Annotated in this window: 18 protein-coding genes and 1 pseudogene; 10 read left to right on the forward strand and 9 right to left on the reverse strand. The window is 61.9% G+C overall.

Annotated elements, in window-relative coordinates; genetic code table 11:
- The first annotated feature begins 363 nt into the window (after nucleotides 1-363).
- The 6 genes and pseudogenes from HF257_RS13255 to HF257_RS13280 all read left to right on the forward strand — a co-directional run bounded on the left by HF257_RS13255 (nucleotide 364) and on the right by HF257_RS13280 (nucleotide 5,406).
- Nucleotides 364-1,041 carry an ABC transporter ATP-binding protein gene (locus HF257_RS13255; RefSeq protein ID WP_185710419.1) on the forward strand — a complete coding sequence of 226 codons (678 nt, stop codon included), beginning with the start codon at nucleotides 364-366 and terminating at the stop codon, nucleotides 1,039-1,041.
- Nucleotides 1,038-1,829, forward strand: coding sequence for an ABC transporter permease (locus tag HF257_RS13260; RefSeq protein ID WP_185710420.1), 792 nt, complete (start codon nucleotides 1,038-1,040; stop codon nucleotides 1,827-1,829). Before HF257_RS13255 ends, HF257_RS13260 begins: the two co-directional genes overlap by 4 nt.
- A gap of 104 nt (nucleotides 1,830-1,933) precedes the next feature.
- A pseudogene (locus HF257_RS13265) lies at nucleotides 1,934-2,553 on the forward strand (glutathione S-transferase family protein).
- 35 nt (nucleotides 2,554-2,588) lie between these two features.
- A complete protein-coding gene (locus tag HF257_RS13270; RefSeq protein ID WP_185710422.1) occupies nucleotides 2,589-3,509 on the forward strand; it encodes a LysR family transcriptional regulator in 921 nt (306 codons plus the stop codon).
- Nucleotides 3,509-4,393, forward strand: a complete 885-nt coding sequence (locus HF257_RS13275; RefSeq protein WP_185710423.1) for a LysR family transcriptional regulator — start codon at nucleotides 3,509-3,511, stop codon at nucleotides 4,391-4,393. Before HF257_RS13270 ends, HF257_RS13275 begins: the two co-directional genes overlap by 1 nt.
- 80 nt (nucleotides 4,394-4,473) lie before the next feature.
- Nucleotides 4,474-5,406, forward strand: a complete 933-nt coding sequence (locus HF257_RS13280; protein ID WP_185710424.1) for a pyridoxamine 5'-phosphate oxidase family protein — start codon at nucleotides 4,474-4,476, stop codon at nucleotides 5,404-5,406.
- Nucleotides 5,407-5,573: 167 nt separating this feature from the next.
- On the opposite strand, the gene HF257_RS13285 is transcribed toward HF257_RS13280, so the two are convergent.
- Together HF257_RS13285 and HF257_RS13290 are read right to left on the reverse strand one after the other, a co-directional pair.
- Complete coding sequence (locus HF257_RS13285) at nucleotides 5,574-7,061, reverse strand: aldehyde dehydrogenase family protein (protein ID WP_185710425.1); 1,488 nt, start codon at nucleotides 7,059-7,061, stop codon at nucleotides 5,574-5,576.
- 106 nt (nucleotides 7,062-7,167) lie between these two features.
- On the reverse strand, nucleotides 7,168-8,490 hold the full coding sequence (locus HF257_RS13290) for an alginate export family protein (RefSeq protein ID WP_185710426.1): 1,323 nt from the start codon (nucleotides 8,488-8,490) through the stop codon (nucleotides 7,168-7,170).
- Nucleotides 8,491-8,708: 218 nt separating this feature from the next.
- On the opposite strand from HF257_RS13290, the gene HF257_RS13295 reads away from it, so the two are divergent.
- The 3 genes from HF257_RS13295 to feaR all read left to right on the forward strand — a co-directional run bounded on the left by HF257_RS13295 (nucleotide 8,709) and on the right by feaR (nucleotide 11,792).
- On the forward strand, nucleotides 8,709-10,208 hold the full coding sequence (locus tag HF257_RS13295; protein WP_185710427.1) for an APC family permease: 1,500 nt from the start codon (nucleotides 8,709-8,711) through the stop codon (nucleotides 10,206-10,208).
- The gene (locus HF257_RS13300; RefSeq protein ID WP_185710428.1) at nucleotides 10,165-10,737 is read left to right on the forward strand and encodes a DUF3156 family protein; all 573 of its coding nucleotides are present in this window, start codon (nucleotides 10,165-10,167) and stop codon (nucleotides 10,735-10,737) included. Before HF257_RS13295 ends, HF257_RS13300 begins: the two co-directional genes overlap by 44 nt.
- A 113-nt stretch (nucleotides 10,738-10,850) precedes the next feature.
- The gene (gene feaR / locus HF257_RS13305; protein WP_185710429.1) at nucleotides 10,851-11,792 is read left to right on the forward strand and encodes a transcriptional regulator FeaR; all 942 of its coding nucleotides are present in this window, start codon (nucleotides 10,851-10,853) and stop codon (nucleotides 11,790-11,792) included.
- Between the two features lie 132 nt (nucleotides 11,793-11,924).
- Here the strand turns inward: feaR and HF257_RS13310 are convergent, their stop codons facing one another.
- From HF257_RS13310 to HF257_RS13330, 5 genes are read right to left on the reverse strand one after another with little or no spacing between them, the layout of a single operon-like run.
- Nucleotides 11,925-12,680: an SDR family oxidoreductase gene (locus HF257_RS13310; protein ID WP_185710430.1), complete on the reverse strand. Its 756-nt coding sequence runs from the start codon at nucleotides 12,678-12,680 to the stop codon at nucleotides 11,925-11,927.
- Complete coding sequence (locus HF257_RS13315; RefSeq protein WP_185710431.1) at nucleotides 12,670-13,473, reverse strand: SDR family NAD(P)-dependent oxidoreductase; 804 nt, start codon at nucleotides 13,471-13,473, stop codon at nucleotides 12,670-12,672. The genes HF257_RS13310 and HF257_RS13315 overlap by 11 nt, the downstream gene beginning before the upstream one ends.
- Nucleotides 13,466-14,287, reverse strand: a complete 822-nt coding sequence (locus tag HF257_RS13320; RefSeq protein ID WP_185710432.1) for a molybdenum cofactor biosynthesis F family protein — start codon at nucleotides 14,285-14,287, stop codon at nucleotides 13,466-13,468. Before HF257_RS13320 ends, HF257_RS13315 begins: the two co-directional genes overlap by 8 nt.
- A 13-nt stretch (nucleotides 14,288-14,300) precedes the next feature.
- A complete protein-coding gene (locus HF257_RS13325) occupies nucleotides 14,301-14,666 on the reverse strand; it encodes a cupin domain-containing protein (RefSeq protein WP_185710433.1) in 366 nt (121 codons plus the stop codon).
- Nucleotides 14,667-14,696: 30 nt separating this feature from the next.
- Nucleotides 14,697-15,995 (reverse strand): NAD(P)/FAD-dependent oxidoreductase, encoded by a 1,299-nt coding sequence (locus tag HF257_RS13330; protein WP_185710434.1) that lies wholly within the window; start codon nucleotides 15,993-15,995, stop codon nucleotides 14,697-14,699.
- A 208-nt stretch (nucleotides 15,996-16,203) separates the two neighbouring features.
- On the opposite strand from HF257_RS13330, the gene hpaR reads away from it, so the two are divergent.
- Nucleotides 16,204-16,626 carry a homoprotocatechuate degradation operon regulator HpaR gene (hpaR, locus tag HF257_RS13335; protein WP_185710489.1) on the forward strand — a complete coding sequence of 141 codons (423 nt, stop codon included), beginning with the start codon at nucleotides 16,204-16,206 and terminating at the stop codon, nucleotides 16,624-16,626.
- Here the strand turns inward: hpaR and HF257_RS13340 are convergent.
- Both HF257_RS13340 and HF257_RS13345 read right to left on the reverse strand, forming a co-directional pair.
- Nucleotides 16,623-17,927 (reverse strand): MFS transporter, encoded by a 1,305-nt coding sequence (locus HF257_RS13340; RefSeq protein WP_185710435.1) that lies wholly within the window; start codon nucleotides 17,925-17,927, stop codon nucleotides 16,623-16,625. The genes hpaR and HF257_RS13340 overlap by 4 nt on opposite strands.
- 182 nt (nucleotides 17,928-18,109) lie before the next feature.
- Nucleotides 18,110-18,907 carry a helix-turn-helix transcriptional regulator gene (locus HF257_RS13345; RefSeq protein ID WP_185710436.1) on the reverse strand — a complete coding sequence of 266 codons (798 nt, stop codon included), beginning with the start codon at nucleotides 18,905-18,907 and terminating at the stop codon, nucleotides 18,110-18,112.
- Nucleotides 18,908-19,385 lie beyond the last annotated feature (478 nt).

The raw sequence follows: 19,385 nt of genomic DNA on the forward strand, positions 1-19,385 counted from the left end.
TCTCAGGGCTAGCTGAAGGTCCTCATCAAGCGTCCACAACGCCCACGTGCTAATAGCAAGGAAGGTGAGTAAAAACGTGCCGAGGATCGGTTGTTTGGCTCCTGTGTAACTTTTGGTCAGTCGTTGTACCAAGCGGTAGCGGAAGGTCGCTGGGGCGAGTGTGGTGGTAGGACTTACCCGGTCAGGATTGTCCGTGAAGGTCATCAAGCAGGTGAGCGAAGCAACGATCGAACAAGCAATCAGGAAGGCGGAGGACTTGACCAACATGCCCGTGCAACACTCTATCCGCCCCCAAATGCTGGACCCCGGGGACCTTCCTGCTTCACCATTGTGCCCAATCAGCCCCAGGGGAACACCGCGTTCATGAGCGCTTTGATTCAAACCCGCGCCCTCACGCGCATGGACGAGCGCCGCCAGGTGCCCTTGCTCCAACCCACCGATTTCACCTTGAACGCTGCTGACCGCGTGTCCATTACCGGCTCGTCGGGCTCTGGCAAAAGTGTGTTCCTGCGCGCCCTGGCCCTGTTGGATGCGCCTAGTTCCGGGCAAATCCTGTGGAATGGCCAGCCGATCAGCAACGCGCAAATCCCCCACTACCGCTGCCATGTCAGCTACCTGTCCCAACGCCCGGCGTTGATCGAAGGCACGGTGGAAGACAACCTGCGTTTTCCGTTCAGCCTCAAAACGTCACGCAACCGCAGTTTCGACCTTGCAGCGGTCACCACGCTGCTGGGCCACGCTGGCAAGGCGCCGGACTTCTTGGCAAAAAGCGCTGCGGATTTATCGGGCGGCGAATCCCAGGTGGTCTCGCTGATCCGCACCCTGCAACTCAATCCCGAGGTGCTGCTGCTGGACGAGCCCACCGCCGCCCTCGACCCCACCTCATCGCGCGAAGTGGAAGCGCTGATCGACGCCTGGTTCGCCGCCGATAAGTCCCGCGCCTGTATTTGGGTGTCCCACGACCTCGACCAGGCCCAGCGCATGAGCAACCTCCACCTGCACATGAGCGCCGGTGTATTGAGCGGGGCGGCCCAGCCATGAACTACCAAAACCTCACGGCCCTGGACATGGGCATCGCCGCCTCGCTGATCCTGATCAACGGCGCGCTGTCATTGGCCCTGCGCCTGGGCCTGGGGCGCCAACTGCTGTGGGCGGCGGTGCGCACGGTAGTGCAACTGTTGGCCATTGGTTACCTGCTGGGCTGGGTGTTTGAGTTCGCCTACTGGTACGTGGTGCTGCCGTTGATGTGCGCCATGACGTTGATTGCCGGCATCTCCGCAGCCGGGCGCGGGCGGCGCACGTACAAGGGGCAGCGGGTCGACAGTATCGTTTCGGTGTGGGGCAGTTCGTGGCTGGTGACGGCGGTGGGCCTGTTTGCGGTGATCCGCATTCATCCCTGGTACGAGCCGCAGTACGCCATTCCGATCCTGGGGATGATCCTGGGCAACACCCTCACCGGCGTTTCCCTGGGGATAGAACGCATGACCCAGGAACTGACCTCGGGGCGCAATACCATCGAAATGATCCTGGCCCTCGGCGGCTCACGCTGGGAAGCTGCCCAGGAAGCAATCCGCCAGGCCGTGCGTGCGGGCATGATCCCGACGCTGAACCAGATGACCGTGGTGGGCATCGTCAGCCTGCCCGGCATGATGACTGGCCAGGTGCTGGCGGGGGAGAGCCCGGTGGATGCGGTGCGGTATCAGATAGTGATCATGTTCTTGATTGCCGCGTCGTCGGCGTTGGGCACGGTGGGGGCGGTGTTGTTGACGTATCGGCGGTTGTTTTCCGTCAGCCACCGGTTTTTGCGCGAGCGCTTGGAGGAGCGGTGATTGTTTCATTCGCTGAAATGCTGGATTGTAAATCCAGGTGATTCCAACGATCAGGTCAGCGGTAGAACATGCCAGGCGTCGATCACCCACCTTTGGAGCCTTTCATGTCCCAGCCCACGATCAAACTCTATGGTTTTCCGTTATCGGCCATTCCCACCGGGTGTCGCTGATGTTGTCCCTGCTAGGCCTGCCCACGGAGTTCATCCTGGTGGACCTCAAGCAGGGCGCCCAAAAGGCCCCGGATTTCATCGCCACCATCAACAGCTTTGGCCAGGTCCCGGCGATTGATGACGACGGCGTGGTACTGGCCGACTCCAACGCGATCCTGGTGTACCTCGCCAACAAGTACGGCAAGGGCCTTTGGTTGCCGGCGGATCCAGTTGGGCAGGCCCGCGTGCAGCGCTGGCTGTCGGCGGCTGCGGGGCAATTGCACGCAGGCCCGGCCACTGCGCGTCTGGCGGTGGTGTTTGGGGCTGATGTGGATACCGTCACCGCCATCAACCGCAGCCATGCGCTGTTGAACCTGATGGAACAGCAACTGACGGCGAGCCGCTTCCTGGCCGGCGAGCAACCGACCATCGCCGATATCGCCTTCTATACCTATGTGGCCCACGCGCCGGAAGGCAATGTGTCGCTGGCCGACTACCCTCAGGTGCGTGCGTGGCTTGCCAGCATCGAAGCATTGCCGGGCTTCGTGGGTATGCCGCGTACCGAGGTGATATGAGTTTTTGGGGTGAGTAAGCAACAAAAGGACTCGCGATGGACCGATTTCATGAAATGCAGGTGTTCCTCGCGGTGGCCGAGGAGGAGGGTTTTGCCGCCGCCGCGCGACGCCTTAAAACCTCGCCGCCGAGCGTGACCCGGGCCATCGCCGCCATGGAAGAACGCATCGGCACCCAATTGTTGGCGCGCACCACTCGCAGCCTGCACCTGACCGAAGCCGGCCAACGGTACCTGGAGGATTGCCGGCGTATCCTCGCCGAATTGGATGAGGCTGAGGAAGCGGCGGCGGGCAGTTACTCCATCCCCTGCGGCCACCTCACGGTGACCGCGCCGGTACTGTTTGGCGAGCTGTATGTGGCGCCGGTGCTGGGGGAGTACCTGGACCGTTTTCCCTTGGTGAATATCAATGCCCTGCTGGTCGATCGCGTGGTCAACATCATCGACGAAGGCGTCGATGTGGCCGTGCGCATCGGCCATTTGCATGAGCCTGGGCAGCAGGCGATCAAAGTGGGGGAGGTGCGGCGAGTGGTCTGCGCGTCGCCGGGTTACCTCGATCAGCACGGGCGTCCCGATCATCCCAGCCAATTGCGCGAAGCCAAGATCGCGACCTCGTCGTCCAGCCAACTGGTGAGCGAGTGGACGTTTGTGGACGCGGGCCAGCCGCTGACGGTGCCTATCGAACCGCACCTGGTGGTGACGGCGAACAACGCCGCGATCAACCTGGCACGCCTGGGCTGGGGGATGACACGGGTGCTGTCCTATCAGGTCGCCGCATCGGTGACGGCGGGAGAGTTGGAAATCGTGCTGCAAGACTTTGAACCCGCACCGTTGCCGATCCAGGTGGTGTTCCAGAAAAGCGCGCGCGTGCCGGCCAAGATCAATACCTTCGTGGACTTCCTCTCCCATCGCCTCGGCCAGGACGCCGCGCTGAACCCGGCGATGAAGCGGCGCGGCTGATGGAGCGTTATCGCGATATGCAGCTGTTCGCCGCGCTGGCCGGGCAACCGAGCCTGGCGGCAGCAGCGCGCAGTGCCCAGGTGTCGGGCCCGACCCTGGTGCGCGCGGTTGCCCGGCTGGAGGCGCGGCTGCGGGTGCCGTTGCTTGAGCGCAGTACGCGGGGCGTCAGCTTGACCGGCGCGGGCAGCGCCTACCTGGCCGACTGCGTGCGGCTGCTGGCGGCGGTGGACGCCGCCGAAGCCTCGGCCAAGGGGTTGCATGTGCAGGCGCAGGGCAACCTGCGGGTATTCCTGCCATTTTTGTTCAGTCGTTACGTGATGGCGCCGGTATTGGCCGACTACATGGACCGCTATCCCGAGGTGCGCCTTGTCGCGCACTACCACGACTATTACCCGAACCTGCATGAAGAAGGATTGGACGTGGCGATCCTGGTCGGCGAGCTGCCCAGTTCATCGCTGATTGCGCGGCCGGTGGGGCATGTGCGGCATATCCTCTGTGCCAGCCCGAACTATCTTGCGGATCACGGCGTACCCCAGCACCCGGATGACCTCAAGCAGCATCGGCTGATTGCCAGTGCTGATCAGGTGCATTGGGCGTTCCAGGGCTATCAACTCAAAGCGCGCGCACGATTGGGCTGCGCCACGGTGCAAGGCGCCATCAACGCAGCGGTGCATGGCGCAGGGCTGATTCGTTGCCTGAGTTACCCGGTGCACGAGCACCTGCAAAGTGGGCAATTACGCCGGGTGTTAGCGACTTATGAGCTGCCGCCGATGCCGGTGCATGTGGTGTATCGCGAAGGCCGCAACGCGCCGATGCGCGTGCGCAGCTTTGTCGATCACTGCGTGACTGAGTTGCGCGAACATCCAGCATTTCAGCTGGCGTAACAGTGGATTGCCAGGCGTGGGCATTCTCCCGCAGACCGGTAGAGCGCAGCATCGGGGGCATCGTTGATGAGGTGAACACCATGAACCCGAATGAACAGTCCCCCTGGCATGCCGGCGAACGGCACCTGCAAGAAGTGGTCGGCGTGGCCGAGCGCATGGCGATGATCGGGCCCAAGGTGATCCGCGATCATCTGCCGGAACAACACCGGGATTTCTATCCGTTGTTGCCGTACCTGGTGCTCGGTGTGGTGGATGACCAAGGCGTCCCTTGGGCGACGATGGTGGAAGGCGCGCCGGGGTTCGCCCATTCACCCGACCCGCACACGTTGCAGATTGACAGCTTGCCGTCCACGAATGACCCGGCCCGCGCAGCCTTTCGCCAAGGCGCAGCGGTGGGCCTGTTGGGCATCGACCTCAACACCCGCCGCCGCAACCGCATGAATGGTCGCGTTGGCGCCCTCGATCACGAGGGTTTCTCGGTAGACGTGGTGCACACCTACGGCAACTGCCCCAAGTACATCCAACTGCGGCCGGTGGACGGCATCGCACGCAAACCCGGCACCGTGGCCGTACGCTCGACTGACCTGGACGAAACCGCACAAGCGATGATCCGCAATGCCGACACCTTCTTCGTCGCCAGCTACGTCGACGCGGAGGGTGAACGCTCGGTGGACGTCTCCCATCGTGGCGGCAACACAGGGTTCGTGCGTGTGGACGGCAACGTGCTGACCATTCCCGATTTTGCCGGCAACCAGTTCTTTAACACCCTCGGCAACCTGCACGCCAACCCCGTGGCGGGGCTGTTGTTCATCGACTTTGAATCGGGCGATGTATTGCACGTTGCCGGGCGCACCGCCTTGATCCTCGACGGGCCGCAAGTGGCCGCGTTCGAGGGCGCACAGCGGCTGTGGACGGTGAACGTGGAACACGTGGTCCGACGCCCGGCGGCATTGGCCTTGCGCTGGCGGTTTGCCGAATTTTCGCCATTCAGCCTGGCCATGGGCCGCTGGTAGCCCTCTACGGTCCGACACGAAATCCGATTCAATGAGGGCTAAATGTGGGAGCGGGCTTGCTCGCGAAAGCGGTGGGTCAGTTAACACATCTTCGACTCACTTACCGCATTCGCGAGCAAGCCCGCTCCCACATTTTTGATTGGTGGTGAATGTGGATGTGTGCTCGGTCAGTACCGGATCATCACCGATTTGAGCTCGGTGTAGTCCTCGATAAAGGCGCTGCCAAACTCCCGGCCAACCCCCGAAGAGCGGTTGCCGCCAAACGGCACCGCCGGGTCGAGCAGGGTGTGCATGTTCACCCACAGGGTGCCTGCGTTGATCGCCGGGATCATGCGCAGCGCCTTGCCCAGGTCGTTGGTCCACAGGCTGGCGCTGAGGCCGTAGGGGCCGTGGTTCATCAGCGCCAACAACTCGTCTTCGCTGTCGTAGGGCAGGAAGGTGGCGATGGGGCCGAAGGTTTCTTCGTTGAGCAGGGTGTCGTTGATGCTATTGGCCAGGATCACCGTGGGCTCGACGTAGCAGCCGGGGCGGTCGAGGAGGGTGCCGCCGTGGATGATCGTATTGTGTTCGGCGCGGGCCTGGGTGAAGTAGCCGAGCAGTTTGAGTTGGTGCTGGTGATGGGTAACCGGGCCGAATTCGGTGCGTTCGTCCAGCGGCGAGCCGATGGTCAGGCGGCTGAGGCGAAGCTTGAGCTTTTCCAGCACGGCATCGATCTGTGAGCGATGCACGAAAAAACGTTCGGCCGCCGCGCAGATCTGCCCGGAGTGCAGGAAGCCGGCTTCGATGATGCCGTCTACCGCGTTGTCCACGTCCACGTCGCGCAGGAAACCCGCGGCGTTCTTGCCGCCCAGTTCCAGGGTGGCGCGGGTGAGGCCTGCGCCCATGGCACTGCGGCCCACGGCGATGCCGGTGGGCACGGAGCCGGTGAACGACACCTTGTGGGTGCCGGGATGTTCCACCAACCCCTTGCCGACCTGGCCGCCGCCGGTGAGTACGTTGAGCACCCCCGCCGGCAGCCCGGCTTCGATGGCCAGTTCGGCGATGCGCAGGATCGTCAGTGGGGTGAATTCGCTGGGCTTGATGATGATGCTGCAACCGGTCACCAGCGCCGAGGCGAGTTTCCAGATGGCGATCATGGTCGAGAAATTCCACGGCACGATGCCCACCACCACGCCCACCGGTTCACGCAAGGTGAAGGCGGTGTAGCGTTCGCCGTTGAACGAGGGCAGCGATGGGGCGATGGTCTGGCCCGTGAGTTTGCTCGCCCAGCCAGCGTAATAGCGCAGGAAATGCGCGGCCTGGTCGACTTCGAATGCACGGGAAATCTGGATGATCTTGCCTGACTGGCACGTCTCGATCTGCGCCAGTTCCTCGCGGTTGTGCTCCAGCAGGTTGGCAAGCTTGAGCAGCACATTGCCGCGCGTGGCTGGAGCCGTTTGCGACCACAGGGCAAAGCCACGGTTGGCGGAATCTACTGCTGCGTCGATATCCGCAAGGTCAGCATCGGCAACCTCGGCGATGACCTGGCCGGTGGCCGGGTTGGTCACCGCCAGCGTCTGGCTGGAATGGCTACGTACGTTGTCGCCGTCGATAAACAGCCCGTGGGGTCGACGCAAAAACGCTTCGACTTGGGGCAGCAGTGGGATATCGCTCATGGCAGGTTCCTGGCAGTTCACAAAAGAAAAGCCGAGGGTAACCAACGGGTCACCCGGTGGCTTGACTGTGCCTGCCAGGTTTTCTGCCTGTGACTGCCCAGACGCCTCAGAACGGCACGGCCACTACCAGTTGGCTGTAGACGTTGGTGCCGTTGCCGCCGATTTGGTTGCCGCCGGTTTCGGCATCTTTGTTGGGTTTGTAGAGGCCGATCAGCGGCGTGATGATCAGGTGTTCGTTCACCGCCCATTCGGCGTACAGGTCCAGTTCGCGACCGTCCAGGTTCAACTGGCCACGGGTGCTGACGGTGTTGTAGTCGAAAAACAGCGCGCCGAGGGTGAGGTTCTCCACCGGCTTGACCTTGAGGGCCACGTGCTGCACCGAGGTGTTGGTGTTGTAGGGCCCGGAATAGTTGCCGGCCACTTCGCCCTGGACCCACGTGCCGTAGCCACGGTTGAAACCTGCAAACATCGCATCCCAATCCTTTGAATAGCGGGCGTAGCGGTAGGTCAGGTCCGGTGACCACGGCAGGTTGGCGAAGGTGTAGCCGGCTTCGGCGTAACCGGCGTTTTCCTGGCCGTCGCGGCGGTCCTGGCGCGCCAGTTCGAAGGCAAAGTGGGCATTGTCGATGCCCGCGTTGCCGGCGCCGCGTACGCTGTAGAGGTTCATGCCTTTGCGTTGGCGCTGTACATCAGAGGCGTAGCGGTCGTCCACGTCGATGCCGCGCATATAGGTGAGCCCGAGTGTGCCGGGTTCGGCGGTGTATTCCAGGGTGCCGGCGGCCATTTTGGTCATGGCCTGGGCCGGGTTGTCGGACTTGAACCACAGCAGGCTGCCATGCACGCCGTCCTTGCCGCCGAGGCGGATCACCGCGGTCTTGTCGAACGCGTGACGTGCGGCGATGTAGTAGGCGCCGCCGCGATTGAACTCGCCGTCGCCCACGCCCTTGCCCAGGTTGGGGCCGTCGTCGTTGAGGATGAAACCGTCGCCGAGGGTGAGCACCTGGCGGCCAAACGACAGGTCGACGCCATCCTTGCCCAAGGCCGGGAACAGGTCACCGGAGCGCCAGCCGGCGAAGGCTTCGTCGAACTTGGTGGTGCGCTCCTTGCCGGTAGTGACCCCGGACGCATCGCCATCGCCCCAGGTGCCGGAACTCACCAGGTTGGCGGTGCCGTATACGCCACCGAAATTGCCCAGGCTTTGTTCCACACTCAGGCCGTACTTGATAAATGCCTCGCGCCAGGTGGACCCACCCGTGCGGCCGTCATAGTTCTTCGGGCTGTTGAACATGCCGTACACGGCAAGGAAGTTGCCGGTGACTTTGGTGTCGGCATCGGCGTACAGCTCGACCGCCTGGGCCTGGCCTACCAGCAACGCGGTAGTCAGGCCGACCGCCTGGCCCAGGCGGCGATTTTTCAGTGTGTGCTCCATTGTTATTGTCCCCAGCTTGGTTAAGAGTGAGGGCGCATTAGGGCGAGCGCTGGGGGGCCAAGTCTTTCCTCTGCGTGCCAGGGATTTGACCCTGGCCGCCAGGCACCAGGCCGTGGCAGGGAGCAACAAAACCGGCGGCAGACAGGGGCAAGACGACTAACACAGGTGGGGCGCAGAGTGCCGATACATTAAAAAAAACCGCTTTCGAGGACCCCACCATGTCGAGCAACGACCGACTCACCGCGCACCTCAACCGAGGCACGGTAGGTTTCCCCACCGCACTGGCCAGCACCATTGGCCTGATCATGGCCAGCCCGGTGATTCTCACCGCCACCATGGGCTTCGGTATCGGCGGCAGCGCCTTTGCCCTGGCGATGCTGATCGCTGTAGTGATGATGCTGGCCCAGGCCACGACGTTTGCCGAGGCCGCGGCGATCCTGCCCACCACCGGCTCGGTGTACGACTACATCAACTGCGGCATGGGGCGCTTTTTCGCGATCACCGGCACCTTGTCGGCCTACCTGATCGTGCATGTATTTGCCGGCACCGCCGAGACCATCCTGTCCGGGGTGATGGCGCTGGTTAACTTCGAACACCTCAATACCCTGGCCGAATCGGCCGGTGGTTCGTGGTTGCTGGGGGTGGGCTTCGTGATCGTGTTCGGCGTGCTGAATGCCTTTGGCGTCAGCGCATTCGGGCGAGCGGAAATCATCCTCACGTTCGGCATGTGGACCACGCTGATGGTATTCGGCGTGCTGGGCCTGATCGCCGCACCAGCGGTGCAATTGGATGGCTGGTTCGGCGAGTCGCTGGTGGGCACCGACCTGATCACCGTGCTGTCGCTGGTGGGCATGGCGATGTTCATGTTTGTTGGCTGTGAGTTCGTTACGCCACTGGCACCGGACCTGCGCCAATCGGCCAAGGTGATGCCGCGCGCGATGATGCTCGGGCTGGTGGGCGTGGCCACGTGCATGTTCATCTACGGCGCCGCGATGAAGCGCCAGGTGGAAAACGTGGTGCTGGACGCCGCCTCGGGCCTGCACCTGCTGGACACACCCATGGCGATTCCAAAATTCGCCGAGCAGGTGATGGGGCAATTCGGCCCGATGTGGCTGGGCATCGGCTTTCTATTTGCCGGCGCGGCGACTATCAACACCTTGATGGCCGGTGTGCCACGCATTCTCTACGGCATGGCGGTGGATGGGGCGTTGCCCAAAGTCTTCACCTACCTGCACCCACGCTTCAAGACCCCGCTACTGTGCATCTTGGTAGCGATGCTGATTCCCTGCCTGCACGCGCTGTACCTGGGCGGCAACACCGACAACATCATGCACCTGGTACTGGCGGCGGTGTGCGCGTGGAGCTTTGCGTACCTGCTGGTGACGGTGTCGGTGGTGATCTTGCGCATTCGTCGGCCTGACTTGCCACGGGCGTATCGCTCGCCATGGTTTCCGCTGCCGCAGATTGTGTCGAGCCTGGGCATCCTGCTGGGCATGTGGTTCATCACCCCACCGGGCATGAACCCCTCGGACATCTACGTGCCGTTTGGCGTGATGCTGGGCGGGACCGCAGCGTACGCGTTGTTCTGGACCCTGGTGGTGCAGAAGGTCAATCCTTTCAAGCCGGCCTCCGTGGAGGAGGTGTTGGCAAAGGAGTTCAGTCATCAACCGGGGCATGCTGACCATGGTTATAGCGACTTTGCGCCAAAAACTGTTTGAGTTGTTCCGTGCCGATCGAGCCCCGGCGGGCTATCGACCGGGGATCACCCTGGCGCATGTGCGGCGCAACCTTGGCGCTGCAAACGCGGACCTGGAGCGTTTGGCGGTGGAGGTTATTGAACGCACCGAATCGCAGTTGTTGATGCACCTGGTGATGACCGAGTTTGTGCTGCGCGTGCCTGCTGCAACAGGGGGCACAGCGAGTTTCGAGGTGCACCATGGCGGCGCGATTCGGCGCAACGGCATTCGTGTGCGCAGGCGTTCAGGCAACCAGGCGCTGGGCCGTGAGTTACAGGCGCGCTTGCTGGCAGACTCTGCGTTGTTCCAGGCGTTGATGCCGCTGGATTTCAAGCGTCTGCGTATCGAGTTGCACAACCAGCAATGGTGCGTGCGCCTGGAGCATATGGGCGGCAGTGAGGTGGTCAATCGCATGCCGGCGTTCCGACGTTATATCGCCTTGAGCCCGGTGCAGCGTGATCACCTACTTGCCAGCCTGATGGGTTTGCAACGGCTGTTATCGACCCTCTGATTGGCATCAATAGTGCAACCGCAATGGCAAGACAGGTAGTTGTTGCGTGCAAATAGCTAACATGTTAACTATTGCATCAGAACAACAAAAAGAAGCCATTGCGGAGGCACCCCATGAGCATCCCACAGCATGCACACGACGGGCTGGACACCTGGAATCGGGAACTGCGCGACGCGTGCGGTTATTTCGATACCGAACTGGCCTTCAACCGCTCGCTGTTCATCGGCGAGATCAGCAACTTGCCGCGCGGCCTGGCCATCCTGCGCACCAATGCCGGGCTGATCAAACGTCCGTCGCACCATGCCGATCACGACAACGACCAGGATTGCTACCTGGTCAGCCAGCGCAGTGGCTATTCGCAGATCGTGCAGAACGGCCAGACCCTGCAACTGGCCCCTGGCGAGATGCTGCTGATGGACTCGGTGGGTTCCATCGAAATCATCCCCTTCGGCCTTATCGAACATGCCTCGCTGTCCCTGTCGCGCCCGCAGGTGTGCAAACACCTGGGCAGCGATGGGCGCGCGTTTGGCAAGATCTCCTCGACCAAGGCCTGTGGGCGCATGCTGCATGTGCTGATGGACCAGTTGTGCAAGGACAACACTGAAGACGGTGACGGCGAGGTCGAGGCCTTGCAATCGGCATTCGTCTCGCTGCTGGGCTCGGCCCTGGAGCAGGGCGACGAGTGCCGCGAAGGCGTGGCGGCGCTGCAAGGGAATAACCTGCGCAGTTATGTGCAGAAAGTGATTGATGAGTCACTGAGCCAGCCCGGCTTGAGCCCGATCGGTTTGGCCAATCGGCTGAATATCTCGGTGCGGCATTTGTACCGTCTGTTTGAGGAACAGGATGACAGCGTGTGCCGCTACATCCAGCGGGCACGGCTAAAGCGCAGCGCGGATGATTTGACCAACCCGTTCCTGCGCAGCGAGTCGATCACCTCGATTGCCTACAAGTGGGGGTTTACCGATTCGGCGCATTTCAGCCGGTCGTTCAAGAAGCAGTTTGAGGTGTCGCCCAAGGATTTCCGCTCAAGCCGGATGCAGGCGGTGGGGGCCTGAGCACTGTCTTTAGAACCAAGGAGATCTAATGTGGGAGCGGGCTTGCTCGCGAATGCGGTGGGTCAGTCAATTCAGTTATCGACTGATAGATCGCATTCGCGAGCAAGCCCGCTCCCACATTTGAATCGCATTTCAGACTTCTGGCAGGGTGGATCCGCCGTCCACCACTAATGTCTGCCCAGTGATGTAGCTGGCCAAACCCGACGCCAGGAACACCATCGCCCCAGCAATATCCGTCGCCGCCCCCAGCCGCCCCAATGGCACGCGACTGGCAATGCTGTCATTCAACGCCGCATCCCCCAGGTTGCCCATCGCCGGGGTGGCGATCATGCCCGGTTCCACACCATTCACCCGCACGTTCAGCGGCGCCAGTTCCAACGCCGCATTGCGGATGAACCCATTGACCCCGGCCTTGGACGCCGCGTAATGACTGAGCCCTGGATACCCAACCCGGTTACCGGTAACCGAGGAGGTCACCAGCACACAGCCCCGGCCTTGCTGGCGAAACATCGGCAAGGCCGCCTGGGTCAGCCAGAACAACGCTGACAGGTTGACCGCCAGCGTGCGCTGCAGGATCGCCGGGGTGATGGCTTCAAAGGGGGTCAGCGGAAAGTACCCGGCGTTGTGCACCAGGATATCCAGCTGCGGCAGCGCTTGAACGCAGGTGAATACTGCCTCGGCCTCTGCCAGGTCGACACCCACCGCTTCCACGCTATAGCCCTGCACGCTCAGTGCAGCAGCAACTGCTTGGGCCTGCTCCAACAGGCGGTCGGCAATCACCACCCGGGCGCCACGCTGGGCAAAGGCTTCGACGATTCCCAGGCCAATCCCCCGGGCGCCGCCGGTGACCAACACCACCTGTCCGCTGAAATCCAGGTCATTGGGCATGGGCGGGCTCCAAACGGGTGAAGGCCAATGTCGGCACATCGACGATGCTCGAACCACCGTCCGCCACTAACGTCGCCCCGGTGATGATCGACGCGTCGCTGGAGGCCAGGAAGCGGCACACCTTGGCGATCTCGTCGGCCTGGGCGGCGCGGCGCAATGGCACGTCGGCGCAAACCCGGTCGTAGGCTTGCTGCAGCGTGTCGCCGTAGGCGTCCATCAACGGCTGCATCTCCGCATCGGCCATGGGCGTGTGCACCCAGCCGGGGCACACGGCGTTGACTCGCACGCCGTGGGGGCCATAGTCCCGCGCCAACGAACGATTCAACCCGAGCAGCGCATGCTTGGCCGTGGTGTAGCCGCACACCTCGGGCCCTGCCGCCAACGAGGCGATGGAGCCGATCAGCACGATGTTGCCCGCACTTGCCTGCAACAGCGGCAGGCAGGCGCGGGCGCTGTAGAACGCGCTGTCGAGGTTGCTGCGCAGGGCGCCTTCCCAGGTGGCGGGGCTGGTCTGGGTCGCACTGCCCAGGCCATGGCCGCCGGCGCAGGCTAGCAGCACATCGATGCGTCCAGCGTGCGCGTGGATCTGCCGGATGAAATCGTCCCAGGTGGTCGGGCAGGCGGCGTCGCCCACCAGGATCAGGCCACCGGTGTCACGCGCAATCTGTTCCAAGGGTTCGCGGCGTCGGCCGATCAGCACCAGATGCGCACCTTCCTCTGCGTACAGCCGCGCACACGCCGCGCCGATGCCGGTACCCGCGCCGGTGATCACCACCGTGCGCGGCTCAGTCACGGGGGTATTCCGTGCGGTTGAGTACTCGGCAATACGAGCTGACCGGGAAGTTCGACAATTCGTCGAACGACGCCCCGGCATAGCCGAATATCTTGCCGTCGCTGCGGTGCTGTTGCAGGTCGATCAACACCAGGCCGAGTGTGGGCACGATCTTCTCTTGCCACACAAACAGGTACAGCTGTTCGGCGATCTTGTAGTAGTGGCAGCGGTCGGTGTCGCACAAACCTTGCTCCACGCCCTGCAGGCATTGCCAGGCGTAGAAGCGTTCGTTGAGGTAGATGTGCTCGTAGACTTCGCTGGGGCTGTAGCGGTACTGGTTGCGCAGGCCCACCAGTTCGTCGGTGGGCGCGTGCGGGCAATGGCCGTCTTGCCATGGGCGGTCGAGGCTGCCGTGGAGGAAGTCGGCTTGCACCGAGGTCAGCGGCTTGCCGGCGAGGGCGCGGTGGTAGAGGCCTTCGTGGGTTTCCTGTTGATCCGGCAGGCTGCCGATCACCGCCGTGAACGAGGCACTGTGGGTATCCAGCACCAGGCTGATGGACCAGCTTTGTCCGGCCTCGTGCTTGATGAAGTCCACCAGGTACAGCCCCGGACGAATTGAGGTGGCGCGGTACGGCGCGCTGCCGCTGGAGTGTCCATCGGTGGCATGCCAGGCCAGGCGGTCGCGCTCGAAACGGTGTTCGATCTGCCAACCATTGGCGAAGTGCAGGGTGAATGCCTGGCCGGCCAGGTCGGCACGGTTGGGCAGGATGAACGCTTCTGGGGCGAAACCGTCGGCGAGTGCGCCCACGGTGATCCAATTGGACGAACTCGTCATGGCAACGTCTCCCTTAGACGACGGCGAAGTAGTGTTTGACGAAGCTTTCGCTGAGCACTTCCCACAGTACAGGCGTGCCTTTGGTCACGAACCAGCTGTCGCCTGCCTTGTAGTGCGTGGACTGGCCGGTGGACTCATCGGTGAGTCGCACTTCGCCGGTCACCACGGTGGCTTGTTCGCTGAACGGGTAGACCATGCGGAACTTGCCCTGGGTGGTGCCGAAGTAGGCGCTGCTGACCGGATCGGTTGGTGCACCGAAGGTCATTTTGCCGAAGGCACGCACTTCGCCTTCGAGGATCTCGGAGCCGAGGTCGGCCACGGTGCCCCAGGCGTCGAGTTCTGACAGCTGGATGTTGTGCTTGAGGGTGGTAAGGGTCATGGCAGTTGCTCCTGATGAGTAAAAAGTGGGTTAGCGGCGCCCGTTCCAGTAGCCGGAAAGTTGGTGCCAGGATTTGCCCGCCGTCAGCAGCAACGGGCGGATTGCGTCCTTGCCGATGATGGTCGGGCGATGAATCGAGGAAACCAGGTCATAGCGCGCTGAGCCTTCGCTCATGCCTTCGGCCAGGACCTTGCAGATGATGTGGCTCGGGGTTACGCCAAAGCCTGAATAGCCCTGCACGAAAAACGCATTGCTGCGCCCGGGCAATGTGCCGATCTGCGGGAACAGGTTGGGGCTGCATGCCATTGGGCCGCCCCAGGCCAGGTCGATTTTCACGTCCTTGAGGTACGGGAAAATCTTCAGCATGAGGTTGCGGTTCCACGCCTTGAGGTCGCCGGGAATATGCTCCACCAAAGGGGTGGCGGCGCCGAACAGCAGGCGGTTCTCATTGGTCACGCGGTAGTAGTCGATCACCGGGCGGATGTCGCTGTAGGCCCCACGGATCGGGCTGATGCGCTGGATCAATTCGTCGGACAACGGCTCGGTCATCATCTGGAACGCGTAGGTGTTGATGGTCGAGCGATGCAGCTCCGGCTCCAGCTTGTTGAGGAAACTGTCGCAGGCCCACAGCAACTTGCTGGCGCGCACCGAACCGCGCCCGGTGCGCACCGTGATGCGTTCGCCGTAGCTGACCTCCAGCGCCGGGCTGTTCTCGAAAATGCGCACGCCGTGACTGGCCAGCGCGGTGGCTTCACCCAGCAGCAGGTTCAACGAATGCACATGCCCGCCGCCCATGTGCAGCAGGGCGCTGGTGTAGGCCTTGGAGCCGATGATCTGCTGCACATCGGAGCCGCCGAGAAAGCGGATCTCGTGCTGGCTGTTGATCGACTTGAAGTCCTTCTCCCAGGCGCGCAGGGTTTTTTCCTGGCGGGCGTTGAAGCCCATGTAGCCGTAGCCGTGGCAGAAGTCGGCGTCGATGTTGTACTTGGCGATACGGTTCTTGATGATGTCGGCGCCCAGGTCGCTGATCTCGAACACCTGGCGCAGGCCGTCTTCACCGACGTCTTTCTTGATCTTCTCCAGGTCGTGGCCGATGCCCGCCATGATCTGCCCGCCATTGCGCCCAGTGCCGCCGAACCCCAGGTAGCGCGCTTCGAGCACGACGATATTGGTGATGCCTTTTTCCGCCAGTTCCAAGGCGGTGTTGATGCCGGAGAAACCACCACCAATCACCACCACATCGGCGTCGATGTCTTGCTCAAGGGTGGGAAAACTGAGGTTGTATTTCTTGGTGGCGGTGTAATACGTGGGGGTTTCGATGTTGATCATGGGGCAGCCTGAAAGGTGAAGGAAGGCTCTAAAGCGGATGCCTCCATTAAGGGCCCTGACGGGATGAATGTCTTGATCCTGCCTGCCCAGGGTTTTGATTCTGGGCGCCAGGGCAGACATGACCTACACGTTATAGCGCGCACTTGCTGGCGCGGAATGCTAGAGTTTCGTTAAATTATTAATCAAATTCGTCGTGACCCTGATCCCTATGCTCAAACCTCGCCAGTCCCTGACCTTGACCCTGTTGCAAGCCCGCGAAGCGGCCATGAGTTTTTTTCGCCCGTCCCTCAACGAACACGGCCTCACCGAACAGCAGTGGCGCATCATCCGCATCCTGCAACAACACGGTGAACTGGAGATTTACCAATTGGCGGAACTGGCCTGCATCCTCAAGCCGAGCATGACCGGCGTGCTGGTGCGCATGGAGGCCGCAGGCATGGTGCACCGGCGCAAGGCCGAGCAAGACCAACGCCGCGTGCTGGTGACCCTGGCCGACAAGGGCGTGGCCAGCTTCGAAGCCATGAGCCAGTGCATGGAAGCCAACTACCAGCGCTTGCAGGATGAGTTGGGCGACGAGAAGTTGCAGACCCTGTTGGGTCTGCTGGATGACCTGAAAAACATCAAGCGCTAGCGCGGATTGACGATGCTCGCGTGGGTGCGCAACACCAATACACCGCCGAGGGCGATAAACAGCGCGAGCACGTAGAGCGCCAGGCTGGCGCTCTGGGTGGCGTCGCGCATCCAGCCGATCAGATACGGCGCGAGGAACGCGGCGACGCTGCCGAACGAGCTGATCATGGCGATGCCGGCCGCCTGGGTAGTGTTGGACAGGAACGCTGGCGGCAGTTGCCAGAACATCGGCAATGCGGCACTTGCGCCCATGCCGGCCACCACCAAGCCACTCATCACCAGCAACGGATTGCCCGGTGCCAGCCCCGCGACGGCGATGCCGACCGCCGCCATCAACAACGGCACACACAGGTGCCAGCGGCGCTCGCGGTGGCGGTCGGAAGAGCGTCCGCAACCGATCATGAACAAGCAACCGGCCAGGTACGGCACGGCGCTGAGCAGGCCGACCTGGCTGTCACGGCCGATACCGGCGCCGTGAATCAGCGTCGGCATCCAGAACGCCAGGGTGTTCACCGCCAGCATCACTGCAAAGTACACCGCCACCAGTAGCCACACTTGCGCGTCGCGCAGGATGCCGCCGAACGAGGTGATGGTCTTGCGTTGTTCCTCGCTGCGCAGTTGTGCCTGAAGCTGGTGTTTTTGCTCGTCCGTAAGCCAGTTCACCGAGGCGAAGCCATCCGGCAACCACTTGAGCACCACCAGCCCCAGCAATACCACCGGCAGGCCTTCGATCAGGAACATCCACTGCCAGCCGCGCAGGCTGCCGACATCGTGGAAGTTTTCCAGGATCGCACCCGACAACGGCCCGCCCAGCACCCCGGCCATGGGCACGGCAATCGCAAACAATGCAGTGACTTGTGCACGGCGACGGGCCGGGTACCAACGGTTGAGAAACACCAGTATCCCCGGGAAAAAACCGGCCTCGGCCACCCCCAGCAAAAAGCGCAGTACATAGAAACCACGGGCGCTTTCCACCCACAACATGCCGGTGGAAAGCAGGCCCCACACCACCATCAGGCTGGCAATCCAACGCCTCGGCCCGACGCGGTCCAGCGCCATATTGCTGGGCACGCCAAACAGCGCATAGGCGATGAAAAACAGCCCGGCGCCAAAGCCGTAGACCGTGTCGCTAAAATGCAAATCGCTGCTCATCTGCATCTTGGCGAAGCCTATGTTGATGCGGTCCAGATGCGCAAACAGGTAGCACACCAGCAGCAGCGGCATCAGGCGCCAGGTGACAATTCGATGGGTGCGATCGTGCTCGGCCAGCGCGAGGCTGGCAGTGGAATTGGCTGTGCTCATAGTGTTGTACTTTTTTTTGAGTGGCCGTGAGGGTAGGGCGGGGGGCACCCCGCCTCGAGCGACTGCACCCGTCATGCGGGAAAGTCGTTCAGTTGTTAACGTTATATTTAATATGTTAACTACCGTCAAGCGCGGCAACACTCATCACCACTGTGCAGATTCCGCTGGCTGCGGGTGCGAGATCAGTTGGCTCCCACCATCCACTTGGCCAAACCATGCCGACCACTCACGCCCAACTTGGCGGCAGCGCGCTTGAGGTAGGTCTCGATGGAGCTGTTTTTTACCCTGAGTTTTTCCGCGATCTGCTGCACGGTGCCCCCCGTCAACAGGCCGAGGCACACCGCCTGTTCGCGCGCCGAAAGGGTAACGTCCCCTAAGGACAGGCGCTTGTCGAACTCACGCTGCAATTGAGAGTGCTCCAGCAAGGTGCCTGCCGGTTTAGTCTCGGCGTACGGCGAGTGGCGCAGGCTCTGGGCGTGGTATTCGATCAGCGGTAGCAAGGCCTCCGACAACCGTTTGAGAAACGATAATTCGGCCAGGGAAAACCCGCGCTGGGTTGGCGACCGGTACAGCGAAATCACGCAACGCCGGTCGGCCTGGCGCGAAACAAGGCTGCATTGGTGCGGCGTGGCACGCGAGTGAGCGCTGTTGGCCCTGGCTTTGAGCTGGATCAGCAACGGGTCCTGCATGCCGAGCATTTCGCGCAGCAGCGGATCTTCATCCATCGTCTGCAAGGCCGACGGCGCCGTCACGTCCTGTTGCCGGCCGGCACTGCCCAACGATTTGATATCAAGCACGCGTTCGCGCAGGTCATCGAGGGTCCATTCATTGAGGTCCACCCGGTGGATCGGCACCCATTTGTCCACCAGGTGCAGCATGTGGGCGGCAAAATCCACGTGGCCACTGTGAGCAATCAACTCGCCCATTTCGGTATAGAAATTCGGGTTTTCCGGGGTGCTAGATAGGTGCGTCAAACTCATAGCCCTTTCATCCTTGATGTCGAAAACCTGCAACCAACGCCCTGGGCATCCGTGGGGCGATCCGTTCTCCATGAACGGAATTGTCGTTGCGCAGGGATTACTCCTACGCATGTAGCGCCAACGTGGGACACAACGTGGCATAAAAACAACGTTATTAATTTGACGTTTTTGAGCGGTAAATCCGGCCGGCAATCACTGAAAATAGTGTTCATAGGTAGCCAAGTATTTGATATTAAAAGTAAATTATTTTTATAAAAGACCGAATCTAAAAGCCATGTTGGCCGCATATAGCCAATTTCCTACGTTTCTTTAATCGTTTCAGCAGTGAACCATCCGACAGTTCGGTTTTTCCGTTAGCACGTCCGTTGATTGACGGGGATCGGCCTTATCGCTTGCCAATCTCCCGGCCCCTGGCTTTGTTTCTCTTGGCCGCGTGGTTTAACGGGCGCCTAAGATCAAAAGCCAAATCAAGAGCCAA

It is taken from the genome of Pseudomonas cremoris, assembly GCF_014230465.1.